The sequence below is a fragment of the Kitasatospora sp. Ki12 genome, assembly GCF_054601375.1.
On sequence record NZ_BAAIHT010000003.1, the window covers coordinates 628,442 to 647,622 of the forward strand.

Sequence of the window (19,181 nt, forward strand, 5' to 3'; positions counted from 1 at the left end):
TCCCTCTCATCCTGCTATATGACGGGCTGTCAGATCAAAGAGTCGGTTCTCGCCGTAGCGCTCCAGTGCGAGGTCGAACAGCGCCCGCTCACCGCTCTCCCGCTCGGCCGGGAGGAGCACCGGTGCGCCGCCGAGGCGGCCGGCCAGCCGGTCGAGCAGGCCGGGGAGCACCGCGTCGGGGTGCCGGCCGGCCCCGCGCCGCCAGACCGCCAGCACGCAGGCCGCGGCGAGCAGCACCGTGTAGCGGTCGGCCAGGGCGTACGCGGCGGGCGAGGCGCCGATGGTGAGGTCGGACGGCTCCAGCTCGGCGCACCGGTCGGCCAGCGTTGCCAGCTCGTCCCGGAAGCGCCGGGCGAAGCGGCCGGCCACCGTGTCAGGCGGCTCGGACTCGGCGAGTCCGGCCAGGGTGCCGAGAATGCCGTCCCCGGACGGCAATCCCGGTGCGAGCCGCGTCAGGTCCAGCGGCGGCAGATCTGCGCCGAGGTCGAACAGCTCAGGCGCGGCGGCCGCTCCGACCGGCCAGAACCGCCGGGCGAGCCGGGGAAGTTGCGGCAGGATCGTGACGAGGCATGCGCTGCGCGAGATGTGCGCGAAGGTGGACGGTGCCACGTCGCGGGCCAGCTTCTGGAACATCGCGTACGGGCCCTCGCGGAGGTAGGACTGCGCGCCCAGCACCGATCGCAGGTCCTCGAACGCGTCAAGCAGGATCCGCGAGGTGAGGTACTTCGCGGCCGGCGCGTAGACGCCCATCGCATCCGGCACCAGGTGCAGCGCCCGGAGGCCGACACCGGAGAACGCGTCGATGGCCAGCAGGTCGGCGAATGCCCGGGCGACGACCACGCGCACATAGGGCAGGTCGGCGGCCGTCCCTCCGTAGAGCCGGCGCTCCAGCGCGCACTCCAGCGCGAGCCGTAGGGCCGCTTCCAACGGCCCGAGGATCACCGCCGGGAGCACTGCGCGGGTCAACTGGTAGGAGCGCAGGGCGATCTCCATGCCCTGGCCCGGTCGGCCGAGCACGGCGTCGCCGGACAGTCGGCAGTCGGTGAACCGGATGCCGCCGAGCTGGACCCCGCGCATGCCCGAGCTCGGGAAGCGCGGCAGGTCCTGCAGTCCGTCGGCCGGAAGGTCCTCGCGCCGGACGAAGAACTGGCTGTGGCTACGGCTGCCGGCGGTGTCCGCGGTCCGGGCGAACAGCACCATGGCGTCGCCACGGCGCAGGTTCGTCACGATCTCCTTGCGTCCGGAGAGCAGCCAGCCACCGTCGGCCGGTCGGGCGGCGCAGTCGGCGTTGGCGAAGTCGTTGCCGTGGTCGAGCTCGTGGAAGGCAGCGGCGATCCGGCCGTTGCCGAGCAGGATGTCGGCCGCCTCCCGACGCTGCTCCTCACTTCCGGCGGTCCAGATGTTGACGGAGGCGAGCAGGGAGCTGAACCCGTAGCCGAGGCCCAGGCAGGGGTCGCGCCGCCACAGGGCGCGCTGGACCTCGGCGAGCCGGTCGGCCCGGGTGAGCCGGCCGCCGTACGCGGCGGGCACGAACTCGGCGTTCATGCCGTAGGCGTCCAGCAGCCGCTCGCCCTCGGCGAGCATCTCCCGCCGCTCGTCGGCAGCGAGGACGGCGGTGTGGCCTACCGGGTTGTCGGCGTCCCGCGGATCTCCGAGCAGTACCTCCAGCTTCTCAACTCCCATGGCTTTCCTCCGTCTTCCGCATGGATGCCGGCAGTGGCGCCCCGAACGGGGACACCGGGGCGCCACTGGCGGCCGCCGCGACGACGGCTGCCGCGAGGGCGCCGTCGACGAGGCCGTCCTCGGGGGCATCGGGCGGCGCCGGTGTCCGCAGGACCTCGGCGAGCCTCGTCCGCAGGGCGCGCAACGCGGCCCTGACCCAGAGCCCGTCTGCCCACAGCGCCTGCCCGGTGTGGTCCACCTCGCCGGCCGCCCACAGGTGGAGGCAGGCGGCGCCCGCGTAGCACAGCTCGTAGGCGGCGGCGAGCTCGAACGCGACCATGGGCGGGCGGGCTACCGGGGTCACTGCGGCCATCGCGGCGTGCAGTTCCCCGACGGTGGTGCTCAGCGCGGTGGCGTGATCGGCGATTCCGGGGTGGACCGACCGGGCGGATATCGACCGGGCGAGGGCCGGGAGGGACTGCACCACGCTGCAGCCCTGGCGGGACATCAGGGTGAGGTTCGCGCGCTCCAGCGGGCGCGGCGGCGAGCCCACCGCGACGGCCTCGGCCAGACCGGCGGCGTCGACCGTGCCGGCACCGTAGGCCCGGGCCAGTCGGGGGAACTGCTGGACGAGGGCGGCCCGGTTCACCGGGGTGCTGCCGTCGAACACCGCGACGATCTGGTGGTCACGCCAGAGCTTCTGGAACGCGCCGTGCTCGAACACGTCGGTCAGGAACGACCGGGCACCGAGCAGCTCGGCCAGTTCCCCGAGCATCGAGTCGATCAAGGTCGGGGCGAGCGCCTTGACCACGGACGAGGTCACCGGCATCTCCGCGGTGAGACTGTGGATCGAGCGGTTGCCGACGAGTGCGGCCGCCTCGGTCGCGGCAAGCAGCGCGGCGGATCTCGCCAGGATCGAGGCGGGGTACGGGCGTTCGACCAACGGCCGCTTCTGGATCACCCGTTCCGCGGCGAACCGGGCGGCCAGGCGGAGCGCCTGTTCGCCTGCACCGAGCGAGAGCGCGGCGCACAGGGTCCGGGTGAGCTGGAGGGCGCGGAGGACGGTTTCCAGACCAGTGCCCTCAGCACCGAGCAGCGCCGCGGACGGCACCTTCGCGTCGTCGAACCGGACGCCGGAGATGTCGATGCCGCGGATGCCGTGAGTGGGGACCTTGGGTAGGGCCCGGACACTACCGGGCGCCGACGCCGCCTTGTCCACGAGGAACAGACTGTGGCCCCGGGGGGTGCCCGGCTCACCGGTGCGGGCGAGCACGGTGAGCAGCTCGGCCCGGGTGGCGTTGTTGATCGGCCACTTGACGCCGTCGAGCCGGTAGCCATCGGCCTCGGCCGTGGCGGTGAGCCCGCCGGCCAGTAGGTCGGCGCCGTGCTCCGGCTCGGTGAGGGCCCAGGCGACCGGGCTGCCGACCAGTACGGCAGCAGCCGTGGCGGCGGCTTGCTCGGGTGTTCCGGCGATCCACACCGAGGCGGTGCCCAGGTAGGTCTTGGCGTGCGCCACGGCGGCGCTGACGTCGCGGCGGGCGACGCTGCGCAGCAGCCGGAGCAGTTCCTCGTGGTCGTCGAGCCGACCGCCCCACTCCGCAGGCACGTAGTACGCGGGCAGGCCGAACGCGTCGAGCCGGGCGCAGACTTCGGCGGGGAACCGCTCGGCGTCGTCGAGCTCGGCGGACAGCCGCAGGGTACCCTCCGGGTCGCCGAGGGCAGCGTCGATCGCGGCCTCCGGCCCGGGCACGGCACGGACCGCCGTCACGGGGCACCGACCGCCGTCTCGACCAGCTGGCGCACCTCGGGCTCCAGCTCGGCGTGCAGCACTTCGATCCGGCCGGCGAGGAACCGTCGTCGCATGGTGCCGCGCTCGATCTTGCCGCTGGTGGTGCGGCGCACCTGGCCGCGCCGGACCAACAGGACGTTGCGCGCGGGGACGCCGAACGAGGCGGCGAGTCGACGCGAGACAGCCGCAGCGATGCCGGGCAGCTCGTCGGCGGAGACCTTCGGGTCGACCTCGTGGACCAGCACCACCCGCTCGTCGGGGGCCTCGACGCTGAAGGCGGCACCGACGAAGCCGGTCAGGGCCGGGTGTGTGGTGCGCGCCTCGTGCTCCAGGTCCTGGGGGTAGAGGTTGCGGCCGTTGACGATCAGGACCTCCTTGAGCCGGCCGGTGATGAACAACTCGCCGTCGACGAATCCGCCCAGGTCGCCGGTGCGCAGCCAGGTCGGGCCGGTCCCGTCGCCGCCGGCCGGACGGGCCCGGAAGACCTCGTCGCTGAGCTCCGGCTTGCCCCAGTACCCGCGGCCGACGCTCGCGCCGCTGACCCAGACCTCACCGATGGCGCCGTCCGGCAGGACCTCCAGGGTCTGCGGGTCGACGATCCGGGACTCCACGACCTCCGGGGTGCCGACGCCGACGATCTCCCTGCCTCCGCCGCCGGTGGTGGCGACCAGTTCGGGGCGATCGGCGTCCAGCAGCCGGTGCGGGTCGGCCACGAGCACCGTTTGCTGCTGCGGGAGCGGGGTGTTCGACACGTACACGGTGACCTCGGCCATGCCGTAACCCGAGGTGAGCGCCTCGGGGCGCAGTCCGACGGAGGCGAAACGCTTGGCGAAGGCGGCCATGGTGGGCGCGTGGATCGGCTCGGACCCGTTGCAGACGAAGCGCAGCCTCGACAGGTCGAGGCCTTCCAGCTGCTCGTCGGTGACCAGCCGGGTGACGAGGTCGTAGGCGAAGTTCGGGGCCGAGGTGGCGGTGGTCCCGAACGAGTCCATCATCCGGAGCCACTCGAGCGGCCGACGGGCGAAGTCGGACGGCGGCATCAGCACGGTGGGTGCGCCGTAGAACAGTGCGAAGCTGAGCTGGACGAACAGCCCGAAGTCGTGGTGGAGCGGGAGCCAGGTGCCGAACGAGTCCTCACCGCCGAGGCCGACCACGGTGTTGAGGCCGGCCAGGTTGGCCTGAACGTTCCCGTGGGCGAGCATCACGCCCTTGGGGGTGCCGGTGGATCCGGAGCTGTACTGGAGGACGGCGAGCGTGTCACGGCCGACGCCCCGTCCACGGAAGAGCATCAGGGAGCCCTCGCCGGCGCCGACGGGCATCGCCGCCTCGACCGGGATGTCATCCAGCCCCTCGCCGTGAAGCCGCTCGACGACGGTGTCGACGTCTCCCGCCGTGGTGACCACGAGCGCCGGCCGACAGTCCCGGGCCATCGCGGCGACGCGCTGGCCGGCGCTCGACGAAGCCGTGACCGGCGGCGCCGGCACCGCGACCACACCGGCGCTCAGGCAGGCGAGGTAGAGCTCGACGAGCTCGGGGCACGTCGGCAGGGCGATGAGCAGGCGATCGCCGGGAGCCAGCCGGTCTGCCAGCTCGGCCGCTCGCAGACCCACCCGGCGGCCGAGCTCCCGGTAGGTGAGGCTCTCGTGCGCCGCTCCTGCCGAACCCCGGTAGAAGGTGAGCGCGGTGCGCTCCGGCTCGAGGGCGACGCGCGTCGCGAAGGCCTCACCCAGGCTCGCATGGCCGGTGATGTCGAAACCCATGGTGTTCCCCCTGGAACTGAAACTCCGTCAAGCGGTGGTGTTCCGGTCGGCAGCCGCGCCCGGCTCGGGCCCTGCCCCAAGGCGGGGAGGGCCCGAGCCGTGGCGGCGCACGGGCTGCGTCAGTTGTTCTCCATGGCCGCGATCAGGCTCTTCGGCCGCATGTCGGTCCACTCCCGTTCGATGTAGTCCAGGCACTCCTGACGCCCGGCCTCGCCGAACACCTTGTCCCAGCCCTCCGGGACGTCGGCGAAGACCGGCCAGAGCGAATGCTGGCCCTCGGCATTGACCAGGACGAGGTAACCGGCGTCGGGATCGTCAAATGGGTTCGCCATCACACTGCCCTTTCACGGGAAATGAATACGGAGGGGCCCCGGCATCCCGGAGATCGACGTCGATTCGTCGTTACGGGGGATCACCACGGCGGGGTCGCGGACCACTATGCCCCAGCCGCCGGATCTGGGTAAGTGATCGAGTCCACCCGCCCCCAGCACGTCATCTCCCGCCGCGCCAAGGGTGTTCAACTGGTGCGATGCAGCGGTTGAACACCCTGGTCGGCCCGGGTCCGGCAGTGCCGTCACTGGCCTCCGGCCGTCACCCCTGGGATAGTCCGGGTTCTCCATACCCCGCCGGAATTCCCGCCGCAACGGGCTTCGGCCCGTTCCCGAGATCGGTCGGCGGGCTTCCTCGAACTCGAACCGTTTACGCCGTCTCGCAATTCCGGTGTTCTCGCGAGAGGAATTCTCGGGTGCTGACACGGCGGTGACTGCAAGGGATTCTCCGACGATGCACGGCACCCCTCACTCGATCGCCTGTCACCGATGCGCACTGCGGACCGTGGACGACGGCCTGATCACCCTCTGTCCCCGATGCGGCGAGAAGTCACTGCTCGACACCGAGTACCGCCCCGGCCCGCTCACGGTGTCGCCGGACTCCCCCGGAGTCTTCCGGTATCGCGAGTGGCTTCCGGTCCGCCGGGAGGTTCCCGGCTCGGGCCGGCCGGCCGTCTACCGATGTCACGGCCTTGCCGCGGCCCTCGGGCTGGATCGGCTCTGGATCGCGTTCAGCGGGTACTGGCCCGAACGTGACTGTCGCATGACCTCCGGCACCTTCAAGGAACTGGAGGCCTTCACGGTGCTCGGCAGAACACCGGGCGACGCCGGCGTCATGGTGGTCTCCTCCGCCGGGAACACCGCCGCATCGTTCGCGGCCGCGTCGCGACACCTCGACCTCCCATGTGTGCTCATCGTGCCGGAGCAGGCGCTGCCGGCCCTCGCAGTCCCGGGCGGGTCGAGCGAAAGGGTCGCCGTCCTCGCACTCCAGGACAGCACCTACAACGACGTGCTCGCCTTCGGCCGGGCCCTCACCTCCTCCGCCTCGGAGTTCTTCGCCGAGGGCGGCGTGCGCAACGTCGCCCGTAGGGACGGGCTGGCGGTGGTCATGCTCGCGGCATTCGAGACCATGGGCACCCTTCCCGACTTCTACGTCCAGGCGGTGGGCAGCGGCGCGGGCGCATTGGCCGCCGACCGCGCCGCCCGACGGATCGCCGCGGCCGACGGGACCCTACAGCCGGTACCACGCCCGGTGCTCTGTCAGAACGCGGAGTTCGCCCCGCTCCACGCGGCCTGGCGAAACGGTCGGTGGAGCCCCGCCGACTCCGCCGAACACCGGGCCCACGCCCCGGAACTCCTCAACGCCACACCGCCGTTCGAAGTCACCGGCGGCGTCCGGGACCTCCTCACGCACAGTGCGGGCGACGTCCTGGTCGCCGACCGGCAGGAGGCCGCGGCGGCGGCCGCCCTGTTCGAGGCGGTCGAGGGCATCGACATCGAGCCGGCCGCCGCGGTCGCCGTGGCCTGCCTGAAGCAGGCCGCCGAGGACGGGACGATCCCCCGGGATGCCCGGATCCTGCTGAACATCACCGGCGGCGGCCGGCGGCGCCTGCGCGCCGAGCAGGGCGGAGAGCCACCGAACGCATGGACGGTCACTCCCGACACCGCCCCCGAGGTGATCGCGGGCAAGCTCCTGGGCGCGCTGACCTAGACCAGGCTCCCGCACCGTTCACTGCCTCGCCCGGCCCTGCGGCCAGGCGGGGCAGTGCCATGTCCGCCCCGCGTCCACCGTCCTACCCCACCCCCGAGGCACCTGCCGCAGGGAAACACCCCAGGTCAGGTGGTCCTTGACATCATTGCTTGGCACAGGATTCTATAGTGCTAGTATCCTAGATGAATTGAGCTTTGGTGATCGAGTTCCATTTGGACTCCCGTTCCGGCGTCCCGCCATACATGCAGTTGGTCCAGCAGGTGCGCCAGGCCCTCCGGCTCGGCGTGCTCCACGAGGGTGACCGACTGCCCACGGTGAAGGACGTCGCGGCGAGCGTCGCAATCAACCCGAACACCGTTCTCAAGGCCTACCGCGAGCTCGAACACGAAGGCCTCGTCGCGCCGAAGCCGGGCGTGGGCACATTCGTGACCCGAACCCTGAGTGACGAATCCATCGCCGCCCATGAGCCGCTACGCAAGGAACTGCGCCTCTGGCTCGCCAGGGCCCGAGCCGCAGGCATAGACGAAGAGAGCATCAAGGCCCTCTTCCTCACGACCTTCCTCACAGATGACGAGGAGCAATGACCACACCAGTTCTCGAGGCCGAGGGGCTGACGAAGCGCTACGGCAGCCGTACCGCCCTGGGCGACTGCACCCTGAGCGTTCCCCCGGGGCACGTCGTCGGGCTGGTCGGGCCCAACGGGGCCGGCAAGTCCACCCTTCTCAACCTGGCCTGCGGCCAGTTAACGCCGTCCGCCGGCACCATCCGCGTCCTGGGTGAGCGCCCGGGCTCCGGCCCGCACCAGCTCGCCCAGGTCGGGTTCGTCGCCCAGGACACCCCGGTCTACGCTGCGCTGTCCGTCGCCGACCACCTGCGTTTCGGCGCGAAGATGAACCCCGCGTGGGACCAGAGCGCAGCCGAGCGCCGCATCGAACAGCTCGGTCTCGACATGAACCAGAAGGCGGGGCGACTGTCCGGCGGTCAGCGCGCCCAGCTCGCACTCACCCTGGCTGCGGCGAAGCAGCCCGAACTGCTCCTCCTGGACGAGCCGGTCGCGGCACTCGATCCGCTCGCCCGGCGCTCGTTCCTGCAGGGGATGATGGAGTTCGCCGGTGAGCGCGAGGGACGCAGCATCATCCTCTCCTCGCATGTCATCGCCGACCTCGAACGCGTCTGCGACTACCTGATCCTGCTCTCCAAGTCCCGTGTCCAGCTGGCTGGTCCGAGCGATGACCTGATCGCCGAGCACTTCCGGATCGTCGGCCCGCCCCGCGAGGCGTCCGCCCTGCCCTCGAGCCTCGAGGTGATCCAGGAGGACCACACCGGGCGCCAGAGCACCTTCATCGTCCGGACGAACTCCCCGCTGCCGAACGGCGACTGGCGCGCCGAGCACCTCGACCTCGAGGACCTGGTGCTGGTGTACATGGCCCGAGATCGCCCGAAGCCCGGCCGACAGCGACAGACCGGCACGCCGAAGAACGCATCGAGCGAGGGCACCTCCTTCGCGGACTCGCAGGATCTGGAGAGCCTCTGATGATCTGGATGACCTGGCGGCAGTTCCGCACCCAGGCGGTCTTCGGCGCGGCCGCGTTCGTGGTCGCCGCGGTCTACCTCGTGGTGCTCGGGCTGAACATCCACAGCAGCTACGACAGCACCGTGGCCGGTTGCCTCGCGAACGGCTGCGCCCCCGGCATCATCTCGGGCTTCGAGGGGCAGTACGACACCGTCATCGCCGTCACGGACCTGTTCCTCATGGCCCTTCCCGGCATCCTCGGCGTCTTCTGGGGCGCCCCGCTGATCAGCTCCGAACTCGCGGCCGGCACGCACCGGCTGGCCTGGCACCAAAGTGTCACCCGCACCCGGTGGCTGGCCGTGAAGCTCCTCGTCGTCGGTCTGACCTCGATGGCCATCACCGGACTGCTCGGCATGCTGCTGACCTGGGGCGCGGGCCGGTACGACATCATCAAGGCGGCGAAGTTCTCCTCGCTGATCTTCGGCGCCCGAGGCATCGTGCCCTTCGCCTATGCGGCCTTCGCCTTCACCCTCGGTGTCACGGCAGGTCTGCTGCTACGACGCCCGGTCGCCGCGATGGCCCTGACCCTCGCCGTCTTCGCCGCCGCCCAGTTCGCCGTACCGACCATGCTGCGACCGAACTTCCAGACCCCGCTCACCTCGAACGTCCAGCTGGACGCGACGACCCTGAGCCACGCCGAGGGCATCATCCTCAACGACTCCTCGCTGTCCATCGGCGGCATCACGCTACCCAATGCGTGGGTGGTCTCCGCCGGCAAGGCGCTGGACTCGAGCGGACAGTCCCCGAACGCCGAGCGACTCGCCCAGTGCACGGCCCCGGGGCAGCACGAGCAGACCATCGACTGCCTGGCAAAGCTGAACCTGCACGTCGAGGCCACCTACCACCCCAACACTCGGTACTGGGCGTTCCAGTCGATCGAGGCGGGGATCTACCTGCTGGCCACTGCGCTCCTCGCGGCCTTCAGCTTCTGGTGGGTCCGCCGCCGGGCCTTCTGATCCGCGCTGGTACTGGGCGGGCTGCGTACCAAACGGAGCCCGCCCGGTGGCGTCGCCAGACCCACCCCGGAAACGCCCCGAGCCCTTCTTCCCCACTCCGCCGAGTGGACCGGCGCGGGGATGAAGGGCTCGGAGGTCGTCCATGACGGTCAGACGATCGGCCCGCCGGCCGCCGTGAAGGAGCCGGACGAGGAACGGACGGCAAGGATCAGGACACGATCGCCCGCCGACGTTCAGGCAACACCTGGACCACGCGCTGATCCAGTTCCTGCGCGAACTGCATCCAGGTCTCGGCGCACTGACGTGCCAGGTTCACCACGAGAGCACCGCAGTGCGGCGGAACGACAGAGATCAGATCGGCGCACTCCCGTGCTCCGATCGCGTTCTGCTGGAGCAGACGCAGCAGTTGCCGGCCTTCCTCCTTGTGCCGCAACGACGGGTCCCGCAGCAGCTTCTCCAGGACCTCTGCCGGGTCGGCTTCCGGCTTCACCAACCGAACGCTACGGGCGGGCTGCACCTGGGCAGACGCCTCGGACGCCTCCTCCCCCGGTGATCCGCCCACCTGCAGCAGATCTTCGGAGTCCGCGTTCTGCTGCGACGGCTGAGCCCCGACCGGGTCCTCCCCCGACTCCAGGCGACGACGCACGTCGATCACCGTGGCCGGCGAAACTCCCGCCAGCCGGGCCACTTCCCGTAGCGACGCCTCGGGCCGCTGCGCGATCAGTTCGGCTGCACGCCGACGACCCTCCGCGCCATTCAGCGGTCGGACCCGTCCGTCGCGGCCCACGCGGGCGTTCAACTGCGGGACCCCCGCGGTTGAACTCCTCCGGATCGTCGCCACCGTCCGCGCGCCGAGCCCTGCCGCCCGCGCGATGGCCCGGTCCGACATCGCTGGATGTGACGCCATGATCCGCGACGCCGCCGCGCGCCGGTCCGCGTGCGACAACGGCAGGCCGTGGGAGACGTTCGCCTCGACAGCCCGCAGGAACGCGTCCTCCGCGCTGCCTTCGAAGAACTCCACCTCGATCGTCTCCTGGCCGCGCAGCAACGCGGCCATCAGACGATGTATCCCGTCCACGACCCGCATGGAGTTCCGCTCCACCAGGATCGGCGGGAGCGGTCCGTCCAACTCCGCCAGCCGGGACACGTGTTCCCTGTCCCGGCCGCCGGAACGAGGCGAGTCCCCCAACCCGAGCAGCGCGATCGGCACGGCCACCACTTGCCGTACCTCGCACTCGTCCGAGCTGTCCGAAATCCCTTCGTTGGCCGATCCAGCCAGTTCAATCCCCTGGCCCATTACCAGGCCCCCCTGTGTCTGACCATGCGACAGCCGAACCTTGACGTACCGGCGGCATGCAGAGCCGCCTGCCTCGATAACCTCTTGATCACATCAAAATTCCTTCCCCCCGCCTCCGCCTCCCCCCGGAGTATGGGCATGAGCCCGACAAGCGGCTGCTATGTAGCCGCTGGACCCAGGCCCGAGAGAGGCGGGCACGATGGCACCCCGTGCACCACTGGCCCCAATGGTCACCCTGCCAACGATGCGTGTCGAGGCGCCAGTTCAAGAGAATGGTAAGAACTCCTAAAAGCACGATGCCTCAGCCCTTCACAGTGAACCTGCGTTCACCGGCGGTTTCTGACGATCAGTCGCTTTTCGCGCACCTTGGCCCGTCCGGCTGTGAGCCGGCCGCTCGGACAGGCAGGACGAGTCCCTGACTGGCCTGCGCGGCCGCGCCCTTGGCCAGATCGACCTCAGTCCGGACGGGCATCTCCTCGGTCGGAAGCGGGCCCGAGACCGGACCCTTCGGGGCCGGCACCCGCGCTCCGCCCTCCCATCAGTGCCGCATCGAGCTCTCACGCGCAGGTAAACTCTTGGCAATAGCGGCATTTGCTCTCACCTCGCGCCAATCCCTCTGCGGCCGGCCGTCGAATCCGCTCGCGGAATGCCCGACGCCCGTCCGACACTCCGTCTCCTGCGCATACCTCACAACCCGCTTTATGGCGCGCCGATCTGCCACCCCTCACGGTTCTGTGACATCACGACTTCAAGAACCGGGGCCGACGACCGATGTCGGCGACGAGGAAACCGGTCGACCCTTGATCGAAGCGTCAAGCCGATGCGATGGTGGGCAGAGCGGAGGCGAGCAAGCGGTGCGCAGATCCCGACCATCGGTCGGCAAGCACAGCGACACCCGTTCATGAGGGTCCGACGACAGAGACCCCTGCGCACGCCCGAGACCGTGCTCCTCCCCCGGACCAGGGACTCTCCTGGCTACACAAGCCGCCTGCGAGGTTGCGCCATGCCTTATGTGACCACCAACGGGATCCGACTGTCCTACCAGTCTTCTGGTCATGGAGATCCCGTACTCCTGATCTCCGGCACAGGCTCCGCCGGGCGGGTCTGGACGCTGCATCAGACGCCCGCCTTGAACCGGGCCGGCTATCGGACGGTCACGTTCGACAACCGCGGCATCTCCCCATCGGACGCCCCGCCCGGAAGGTACTCGCTCGCCGACCTGGTCGCCGACACCAAAGGCCTGGTCGAGGCCCTGGACCTCGGACCATGCCGTCTCGTCGGGACGTCCCTCGGTGCCGCGATCGCCCAGGAGCTCGCCATCGCCCACCCACACCTGGTGCGCTCCGCCGTACTCATCGCCACCCGGGCACGGTCGGACGTGTTCCGCCGCGCGCAGACCGAGTCGGGATTCGCGCTCCACACCGCCGGCCTACGACTACCGCCCCGGTACGACGCCGTTCGAACAGCCATCGAGATGCTCTCCCCGGCCACCCTGAACGACGACGCCGCGGTCTCCGGCTGGCTCGACATTCTCGAACTGAGCGGTGGCGAGGGTGTCGCCGCGGGCCAGCACTGGGTCGACAAGGACCTCATCACCGACCGCCGCCAGGCGCTCCGCGACATTGCGGCACCCTGCCGCGCGATCGCGTTCACCGATGACTTGATCTGCCCGCCGCACCTGGTCGCCGAGGTGGCGGACGCCATCCCGGACTGCGACCTCGTGGAGATCCCCCGATGCGGCCATCTCGGCAACCTGGAACGCCCCGACGCCGTCAACACCTCCATCATCGAGTTTTTCGACAAGAACTGACATGCCATCAGACACATGTGAGGCAGGATCATCCATGGCGACCGTGGGCGACCGGGCGGTACCCCCGAAGCGGGTCCGGTTCGACGATGACTCGATCACCCGGCAGAAGGTCAGAGCGGGCACCTCCCGGCGGATCCTGCCCTACCTCGGTCGATACCGATGGCCGCTGGCCCTTCTGGTGCTGGCCACCGTCGGCGACGCGGCCATCGCGGCGGCCAATCCGCTCCTCCTCAAGGGGATCATCGACGACGGCATCCTGCCCGGGCACTCCGGTACGGTCGTCCGGCTCTGCCTCGTAGTGGCCGGCCTCGCCCTGCTCGACGCCCTGGCAGTCCACGTGCAGACGTGGTGCTCGGGCCGGGTCGGCGAGGGCCTGGTCTATGACCTGCGGACCGAGGTCTTCGCACATGTCCAACGTCAACCGCTGGCGTTCTTCACCCGGGCTCAGACCGGTTCCCTGGTCAGCCGCCTCAACTCCGACGTGATAGGCGCCCGGCAGGCGGTGACGACGCTCCTCACCCAGACGGTCTCGGCCCTGCTTACGCTCGTCCTGGTGTTGGTCACCATGTTCGTGCTCTCTTGGGAGATCACCGCCGCAGCGCTGGTGATGATCGCGGTGTTCCTGCTTCCGGTCCGCCTGATCGCCCGTCGGTTGCAACGACTGACTCGCGAAACCATGCAGCTGGACGCCGAGTTGGGATCGATGATGAACGAGCGCTTCAACGTCTCGGGGGCCCTGCTCGCCAAGCTGTACGGCCGGAGCAGGGAGGACTCGGACCTCTTCGCGGCCAAGGCCGGCCGGGTCCGGGACATCACGGTGGCCGCGGTCGTGTACTCGCGAATGCTGTTCATCATCCTGGGGCTGATCACTGGCCTCACCACGGCCCTGGTCTACGGCCTGGGCGGCAGCCTCACCATCGACGGAACCCTCGCCTTCGGCACGCTGGTCGCCATGGTGACGTTGCTGCTGCGCCTCTACGGGCCGGTCAACCAGCTCGCCAGCATGCAGGTCACCGTCATGACCACGCTGGTCAGCTTCGACCGGGTCTTCGAGATCCTGGACCTCGAACCGCTCATCACGGAACGGCCCGACGCCCGCCCTCTACCCGCCCCCGCCTCCCCCGGTGCCCCGGCCCCGGAGATCGAGTTCGACGGCGTGTACTTCCGCTACCCGGCCGCTGCCGACGTCTCCCTCGCCTCCCTGGAGTCGATCGGCCTGCGCCGTCCCGAGACGGCGAACGACACATGGGCCCTGCACGGGCTCAGTTTCCGGGCCCCTGCGGGCAAGCTGACCGCACTGGTCGGCCCTTCGGGCGCCGGCAAGACGACCATCACCCAGCTGGTCCCCCGTCTCTACGACCCCGGCCAGGGCACCGTGCGGATCGGCGGGCACGACATCCGGGATCTCACCCTGCAGTCCCTGGCCGACACCGTCGGAGTCGTCACCCAAGATGCCCACCTGTTCCACGACACCCTCCGTGCCAACCTCGAGTACGCCCGCCCCGGCGCCTCCGAGCAGGACCTGATCGAGGCCTGCCGGGCCGCCCTGATCTGGGACACCATCGTCGCGCTGCCGGACGCTCTGGACACCGTGGTGGGAGACCGCGGTCACCGCCTCTCCGGCGGTGAGAAGCAGCGTCTGTCGCTCGCCCGGCTGCTGCTCAAGGCACCGCCGATCGTCGTTCTTGACGAGGCCACCGCCCACCTGGATTCCGAATCCGAGGCCGCCATCCAGCGCGCCCTCGCCACCGCCCTGGCCGGCCGGACGTCACTCGTGATCGCGCACCGGCTATCGACGATCCGCGAGGCCGACCAGATCCTCGTGGTCGAGGGCGGTCGGATCCGTGAAAGCGGTACCCACGACGAGCTACTCAGTGCCTGCGGCCTCTACGCCGATCTCTATCGGACGCAGTTCGCCGAACAAGCCCCCGGCTCTGCCGGGTTGGGGCGGGTCTGATTCCCCCGAGACCCACCCCTCTTCCGCCGGCCGCCCCATTCCCCCGAGGGGCGGCCGGCGCCTTGTCCGCCCAGCGGAAAACGAGAGAGTCCGCGGCGCCGCTCCGATCGAGCGACGCCGCGGACCCGTTCGCACGGCCGGGCCCGGCGACCTCAGCGGCCCCGCCAGCGCGGCGGGCGCCCTTCGGCGAACGCCCGCGGTCCCTCGACCGCGTCCTCGCTGTGCCGGCGCCGCAGCTCCCACCCGTACGACGCGGAGAACGCCTCCTCCAGCGGCATGTCGACCGAGCGCATCACCGCCTCCTTGATCGCCCGCACCGCCAGCGGCGCACTGCGCAGCAGGTCCGCGGTCCACTCGGCAACGCAGTCCTCAAGTCCTTCGGCCGGTACGACCTGGTTGACCAGGCCGAAACGCAGCGCCTCGGCCGCGGTCATCCGCCGGCCCGTCAACAGGTGACCCATCGCGGCCTTGAGCGGCACCTGCCGGGCGAGCCGGAAGGCCCCGCCCGCACCCGGCACGAGGCCGAGCTGGGCCTCCGGCAGGGCGAAGACCGCCCGGTCGGAGGCAACGATCAGGTCGCAGGCGAGGGCGAGTTCGAACCCTCCGCCCAACGCGTAGCCGTCGACCCGGGCCAGCACGGGCTTGGACAGCCGGAACCGCTCGGTCAGTCGCGGCCAGCCGGGCTGGCCGCGACTGCCGAAGCTCGTCCGCGGCACGCCCTGCTCGTCCAGCCGAGCCCGCTCGCGCAGGTCCTGGCCGACCGAGAACGCTCGGTCACCGGCACCGGTCAGCACCGCGACCCGGATCTCGTCGTCAGCCTCGACGTCGTCCCATACGGCCGCGAGTTCCTCGTGCATCCGCAGGTCCATCGCGTTGAGGACGGCGGGACGGTCGAGTGTCACCCGCGCGACGTGGTCCTTCTTCTCGTACCGGACACGAGGGCTCTCGTCCCCGCTCACTCCGCACCTCGCGGCGGGCCTGAGAGCGTGAAGCGGCCGACCTTGTCCAGCACGTCGGAGCTGTACAGTCTCAGTGCCTGCTGGACGGCGAATTCGGCCATGTAGCGGCGGAATTCGTCGACTGGCTCCTCCACCAGGTTCAGCATCCGCCGGTTCGCCAGCACTGCCGGTCCGCGCAGACGGTCGAGCGTCCGCTCGACCGCGTCGTCGAGGTCCTCCGGCTCGTGCACCTCGTCGACCAGGAGCCGGGCGTCCGGCTCGCGCGCCCAGATCCGACGGCCGTCCAGGATCACCTGCCGGGCCAGCCGGCTGCCGGCCCGACGGGCCAGCCGAAAGTTGGAAGCCCCTGGGACGATCCCCTCCTTGGCCGCTGGGAGGCTCAGGAACGCATCCGAGGCCGCCAACACCCGGTCGAAGACCAACAGGAGCTGGGTGCCACCTCCGATGGCGAAGGTGTCCACAGCGGCCACCCAGGGCTTCTCGACAGTCCGGGACGACCAGTGCGCACCGGAGTCGTCCAACAGGCCCCGCCAGATCTTGTGGATGTAGCCGAGTTCCCGGCGCAGCAGGAAGTCGACGAGCGAGATACCACCACCGTGCAGCGACTTCAGGTTGATGCCGGCACTGAAGACCCGTCGGCCGCGGTATCGCGGATGGGTCATGACGCCCCCACGCAGAAGCCCCACCTCGACGCCGGGGTCGAGCAGCGCGAGGTCGACCGCAGTCTCCATGTCGTCGATCTGCCGGTCGTCCTCCGCGTTCAGACAGTCCTCCCGGCACATCGTCAGCCGAGCCACCCCGTCCACACGCTCGAGCCGCACGGAACCGAGGTCCGCCCTCCCATTCGCCCGGAAGTCCGGCAGCAGGGCCAGAGCCCGCGGTGTCGGGCGCAGCATCGCGTCGATCAGATGGGGGCCGGACGTGGGCGAGCCCAAGATGCGGCCGAGGAAGAGCCCTTGGTCGATCTCGTGCCCCTCCTTGGCCGCCTGCGGCCGGTCACGCTCGGCGGCCAGCCGCGCCTCCGTGGGCACCAGCCCGGGAAAGACCGCGGCGGCGACCCGAACCAGTTCCTCGATCCTGAGGTGGCTGCTGCGGCCCTCGGTCAGCTCGTCGTAGACCGCGTCCGTGTGCGCGTCGAGGAAGGCGGCACGCACGGTGCGCGCGGCCTCGACCGCCTTCAGGGCAGCTGCCCGCTGCTCCGCCGAGCGCCGTTCGGGATCGGGCAGGGCGGCCAGCAGCTCGTCGGTGCGCCGGGCGGTCCCGGCCAGGGCCGTCCGGGCGGCGGGCAGGACACCACCCGCCGCCCGGACGGCATCCATCACGCCGTCCCCGGCCTTGTCACCGATCACGACGCGACCCCGGCGGCTGCTCTGCGCAGCGCCCTGTCGCACGCTGCGAGGTGGACGCCGAGCGCCTCGTCGAAGCTGGTCGCGACGGCGTCGTCCAGCAGCCGGCGGCGAATGTCCAGCTCGCTCCCGGAGACGGCACCGGCGCGCGTAGCGGCCAGGGCGTGGGCGTTCACCCGGTCGGCCGCCACCTCGTCGAGCAGCTGGAGTTCGAGCGCCTCGGCGAGCTCGACCGGCGTGCCGAAGAGCACCGCCCTGCGGATCGCGGAGGCGCCGGCGCCGCGCTGAGCCAGCCGGTAGATGGCCATTCCCGGCCAGGTGGCTCCGCCGTCGACCGGCACCACGAGGCGCACATCGCCGGTCGCGATGCGGTAGTCGGTGGCCAGCAGGGCGTCCAGGGCGATCCCGCCGCAGTCGCCGTCGACGACGGCGACGGTCGGGGCGGGGAGTCGTTCGAGGCGGCGGAGTGCGCGCTCCCACTTGCTCACCGTCGCGACCGTCAGGCCCTCGGGCCACGGTCCCTCGGGGCTGCCCGACACCTCTACCACCACCCGGGCTCGCCCGGTGTCGTCCTCGGCGGCGCCACAGACGCCGTTCACCGCGGAGACCGACTCGGCCGAGATGGGCCGGCGACCGTCGATCCGCAGCAGCAGGACGCCCGGATCCGTCCGGTGGGCCTGCTCCGGCGAGGTGGTCATGACGCTGTTCTTCATCTGCTTCCCCATCACCATTGCACCAGTGCGGTCTCGATCGTCGAACCGGGTCCCATGGTCATCAGGACGCCGTAATCGCCGGCCCGGGTGACCCCCTCCCGCAGCAACCGCTCGTAGGAGAACAGGAACGAACCGCTCGACACGTTTCCGAAGTCGCGCAGAACGCCGGTCGTGTGCCGCACGTCGTGGCGGGTGAGCCCCAGGTTCACCCGAACGGCGTCGATCACCTTCTTGCCACCGGAGTGCACCAGCCAGTGACTGATGTCGCTGCGGCGCAGTCCGGCGTTCCCGAGCAGGCGGTCGACGACCTGCTCCGCGTTGGCGCCCACCACGTAAGGAACGTGCGGGTCCAGGTAGAAGCTGAACTTCCCCTGGTCGTCGTCCCAGTCGTAGCGCATCGCCTCGACCGCCTCCGTGATCAGATGGCTCGCGAAGCCCAGGATGCGGGGGCTGCCGGATGCCGGCGGAACGTCGGCTGACGCGTAGGCCGTGTCCGGGCCGTCGGCAACCAGGGCTATCGCGGCCGCGCCGTCACCGAAGAGGCTGTTGACGACCGAAGTGCGCATGGTGCCGTCGATCACGTACGCGGCGGAGCAGGCCTCCGCGCACAGCAGCACGGCAACCTTGCCCGGGTTGGCGTGGGCCCAACTCGCTGTTGCGTTGAGGGCGTTGAGGCCCGCATTGCAGCCCATTCCCACCACGTCCACCCGGCTGGTCCTGGGAAGGATCCCCATGTCACGGATCAGCAGGGCACTCAACCCGGGAGTGAGGAATCCCGTGGTGGTCGTGCAGCAGAGGTAGTCGATGTCGGACAGCTCGATACCCGCGTCGTCGAGGCAGGACCGGACTGCCCGGGCTCCCATCTCCAGAGCGAGCCGCTTGTGCTTGTCGAGCAGTGCGCCTTGTGTCTCCGGGAGGATGGCGCCGTCGGCGTCACGGGGAGGGATGGAGAGGAAGCGGCGCTCGATGGCGCTGTTGAGGAAGACCGAGCGGACCTTGGGATCAGTGATCCCGAAGATGTCGAGCAACTCGCGCTGCGTGTACGAGGTCTCGGTGGTCGCCGTTCCGACACCTGTGATGCGGGCGACGCCCGCACCGTTCTTGGGATCGGGCCCGGCCAGGTCCAGGAGGCCGGTACTGGTGGCCGGAAGGCTCAGGCTCGTGGTCATCGGAACGTCCACCCCCACATCCGGGTTTTGCTGCGAACAAGTCGTACTACTGCCGACACGTGCTGAACCCTTTCCGTACGTGAAGGGGCCCGCGACGGTTCGCCGCGGGCCCGGTGTCGCCCTGCCCCGGCCGGTAGCACGGCCAGGGCG

15 protein-coding genes are annotated in these 19,181 nt (G+C 70.4%); 6 read left to right on the top strand and 9 right to left on the bottom strand.

The window, feature by feature from the left end; all coding sequences use genetic code 11:
* Window positions 1-6: 6 nt before the first annotated feature.
* From ACYP53_RS33210 to ACYP53_RS33225, 4 genes are all read right to left on the bottom strand, one after another.
* Window positions 7-1,683: an acyl-CoA dehydrogenase gene (locus tag ACYP53_RS33210; protein WP_459650167.1), complete on the bottom strand. Its 1,677-nt coding sequence runs from the start codon at window positions 1,681-1,683 to the stop codon at window positions 7-9.
* The gene (locus tag ACYP53_RS33215) at window positions 1,673-3,430 is read right to left on the bottom strand and encodes an acyl-CoA dehydrogenase family protein (protein ID WP_459650168.1); all 1,758 of its coding nucleotides are present in this window, start codon (window positions 3,428-3,430) and stop codon (window positions 1,673-1,675) included. Before ACYP53_RS33215 ends, ACYP53_RS33210 begins: the two co-directional genes overlap by 11 nt.
* Window positions 3,427-5,211: a fatty acyl-AMP ligase gene (locus ACYP53_RS33220; protein ID WP_459650169.1), complete on the bottom strand. Its 1,785-nt coding sequence runs from the start codon at window positions 5,209-5,211 to the stop codon at window positions 3,427-3,429. Before ACYP53_RS33220 ends, ACYP53_RS33215 begins: the two co-directional genes overlap by 4 nt.
* Window positions 5,212-5,330: 119 nt before the next feature.
* Entirely contained in the window at window positions 5,331-5,543 is a 213-nt protein-coding gene (locus tag ACYP53_RS33225; RefSeq protein ID WP_459650170.1) for an MbtH family protein, read from the bottom strand.
* A 451-nt stretch (window positions 5,544-5,994) separates the two neighbouring features.
* On the opposite strand from ACYP53_RS33225, the gene ACYP53_RS33230 reads away from it, so the two are divergent.
* From ACYP53_RS33230 to ACYP53_RS33245, 4 genes are all read left to right on the top strand, one after another.
* Complete coding sequence (locus ACYP53_RS33230; protein ID WP_459650171.1) at window positions 5,995-7,251, top strand: cysteate synthase; 1,257 nt, start codon at window positions 5,995-5,997, stop codon at window positions 7,249-7,251.
* A 197-nt stretch (window positions 7,252-7,448) separates the two neighbouring features.
* Entirely contained in the window at window positions 7,449-7,835 is a 387-nt protein-coding gene (locus tag ACYP53_RS33235; protein ID WP_459650172.1) for a GntR family transcriptional regulator, read from the top strand.
* Entirely contained in the window at window positions 7,832-8,785 is a 954-nt protein-coding gene (locus tag ACYP53_RS33240) for an ABC transporter ATP-binding protein (RefSeq protein WP_459650173.1), read from the top strand. The genes ACYP53_RS33235 and ACYP53_RS33240 overlap by 4 nt, the downstream gene beginning before the upstream one ends.
* A complete protein-coding gene (locus tag ACYP53_RS33245; protein ID WP_459650174.1) occupies window positions 8,785-9,780 on the top strand; it encodes a transporter in 996 nt (331 codons plus the stop codon). Before ACYP53_RS33240 ends, ACYP53_RS33245 begins: the two co-directional genes overlap by 1 nt.
* A 208-nt stretch (window positions 9,781-9,988) precedes the next feature.
* Here the strand turns inward: ACYP53_RS33245 and ACYP53_RS33250 are convergent, their stop codons facing one another.
* Entirely contained in the window at window positions 9,989-11,077 is a 1,089-nt protein-coding gene (locus ACYP53_RS33250) for a transcriptional regulator (protein WP_459650175.1), read from the bottom strand.
* Window positions 11,078-12,080: 1,003 nt separating this feature from the next.
* Between ACYP53_RS33250 and ACYP53_RS33255 the strand changes: the two genes are divergently transcribed.
* Together ACYP53_RS33255 and ACYP53_RS33260 are read left to right on the top strand one after the other, a co-directional pair.
* Window positions 12,081-12,887 carry an alpha/beta fold hydrolase gene (locus tag ACYP53_RS33255; protein ID WP_459650176.1) on the top strand — a complete coding sequence of 269 codons (807 nt, stop codon included), beginning with the start codon at window positions 12,081-12,083 and terminating at the stop codon, window positions 12,885-12,887.
* Window positions 12,888-12,921: 34 nt separating this feature from the next.
* The gene (locus ACYP53_RS33260) at window positions 12,922-14,844 is read left to right on the top strand and encodes an ABC transporter ATP-binding protein (RefSeq protein WP_459650177.1); all 1,923 of its coding nucleotides are present in this window, start codon (window positions 12,922-12,924) and stop codon (window positions 14,842-14,844) included.
* 152 nt (window positions 14,845-14,996) lie between these two features.
* On the opposite strand, the gene dpgD is transcribed toward ACYP53_RS33260, so the two are convergent.
* The 4 genes from dpgD to dpgA are packed head-to-tail and all read right to left on the bottom strand — an operon-like array spanning window position 14,997 to window position 19,031.
* Window positions 14,997-15,803, bottom strand: a complete 807-nt coding sequence (dpgD, locus tag ACYP53_RS33265; RefSeq protein WP_459650178.1) for an enoyl-CoA-hydratase DpgD — start codon at window positions 15,801-15,803, stop codon at window positions 14,997-14,999.
* Window positions 15,800-17,122 carry a (3,5-dihydroxyphenyl)acetyl-CoA 1,2-dioxygenase DpgC gene (gene dpgC / locus ACYP53_RS33270; RefSeq protein WP_459650945.1) on the bottom strand — a complete coding sequence of 441 codons (1,323 nt, stop codon included), beginning with the start codon at window positions 17,120-17,122 and terminating at the stop codon, window positions 15,800-15,802. Before dpgC ends, dpgD begins: the two co-directional genes overlap by 4 nt.
* A 26-nt stretch (window positions 17,123-17,148) precedes the next feature.
* On the bottom strand, window positions 17,149-17,862 hold the full coding sequence (gene dpgB, locus ACYP53_RS33275) for an enoyl-CoA-hydratase DpgB (RefSeq protein WP_459650179.1): 714 nt from the start codon (window positions 17,860-17,862) through the stop codon (window positions 17,149-17,151).
* Between the two features lie 11 nt (window positions 17,863-17,873).
* Complete coding sequence (dpgA, locus tag ACYP53_RS33280) at window positions 17,874-19,031, bottom strand: 3,5-dihydroxyphenylacetyl-CoA synthase DpgA (protein WP_459650180.1); 1,158 nt, start codon at window positions 19,029-19,031, stop codon at window positions 17,874-17,876.
* Window positions 19,032-19,181: the final 150 nt, after the last annotated feature.

Bases quoted from the DNA above. Each gene is read 5' to 3' on its own strand.
- ACYP53_RS33225 (WP_459650170.1), bottom strand. From the start codon at position 5,543: ATGGCGAACCCATTTGACGATCCCGACGCCGGTTACCTCGTCCTGGTC.
- ACYP53_RS33220 (WP_459650169.1), bottom strand. From the start codon at position 5,211: ATGGGTTTCGACATCACCGGCCATGCGAGCCTGGGTGAGGCCTTCGCG.
- ACYP53_RS33255 (WP_459650176.1), top strand. From the start codon at position 12,081: ATGCCTTATGTGACCACCAACGGGATCCGACTGTCCTACCAGTCTTCT.
- ACYP53_RS33250 (WP_459650175.1), bottom strand. From the start codon at position 11,077: ATGGGCCAGGGGATTGAACTGGCTGGATCGGCCAACGAAGGGATTTCG.
- ACYP53_RS33245 (WP_459650174.1), top strand. From the start codon at position 8,785: ATGATCTGGATGACCTGGCGGCAGTTCCGCACCCAGGCGGTCTTCGGC.
- ACYP53_RS33260 (WP_459650177.1), top strand. From the start codon at position 12,922: ATGGCGACCGTGGGCGACCGGGCGGTACCCCCGAAGCGGGTCCGGTTC.
- ACYP53_RS33240 (WP_459650173.1), top strand. From the start codon at position 7,832: ATGACCACACCAGTTCTCGAGGCCGAGGGGCTGACGAAGCGCTACGGC.
- dpgA (WP_459650180.1), bottom strand. From the start codon at position 19,031: ATGACCACGAGCCTGAGCCTTCCGGCCACCAGTACCGGCCTCCTGGAC.
- dpgB (WP_459650179.1), bottom strand. From the start codon at position 17,862: ATGAAGAACAGCGTCATGACCACCTCGCCGGAGCAGGCCCACCGGACG.
- ACYP53_RS33230 (WP_459650171.1), top strand. From the start codon at position 5,995: ATGCACGGCACCCCTCACTCGATCGCCTGTCACCGATGCGCACTGCGG.
- dpgC (WP_459650945.1), bottom strand. From the start codon at position 17,122: ATGGATGCCGTCCGGGCGGCGGGTGGTGTCCTGCCCGCCGCCCGGACG.
- ACYP53_RS33210 (WP_459650167.1), bottom strand. From the start codon at position 1,683: ATGGGAGTTGAGAAGCTGGAGGTACTGCTCGGAGATCCGCGGGACGCC.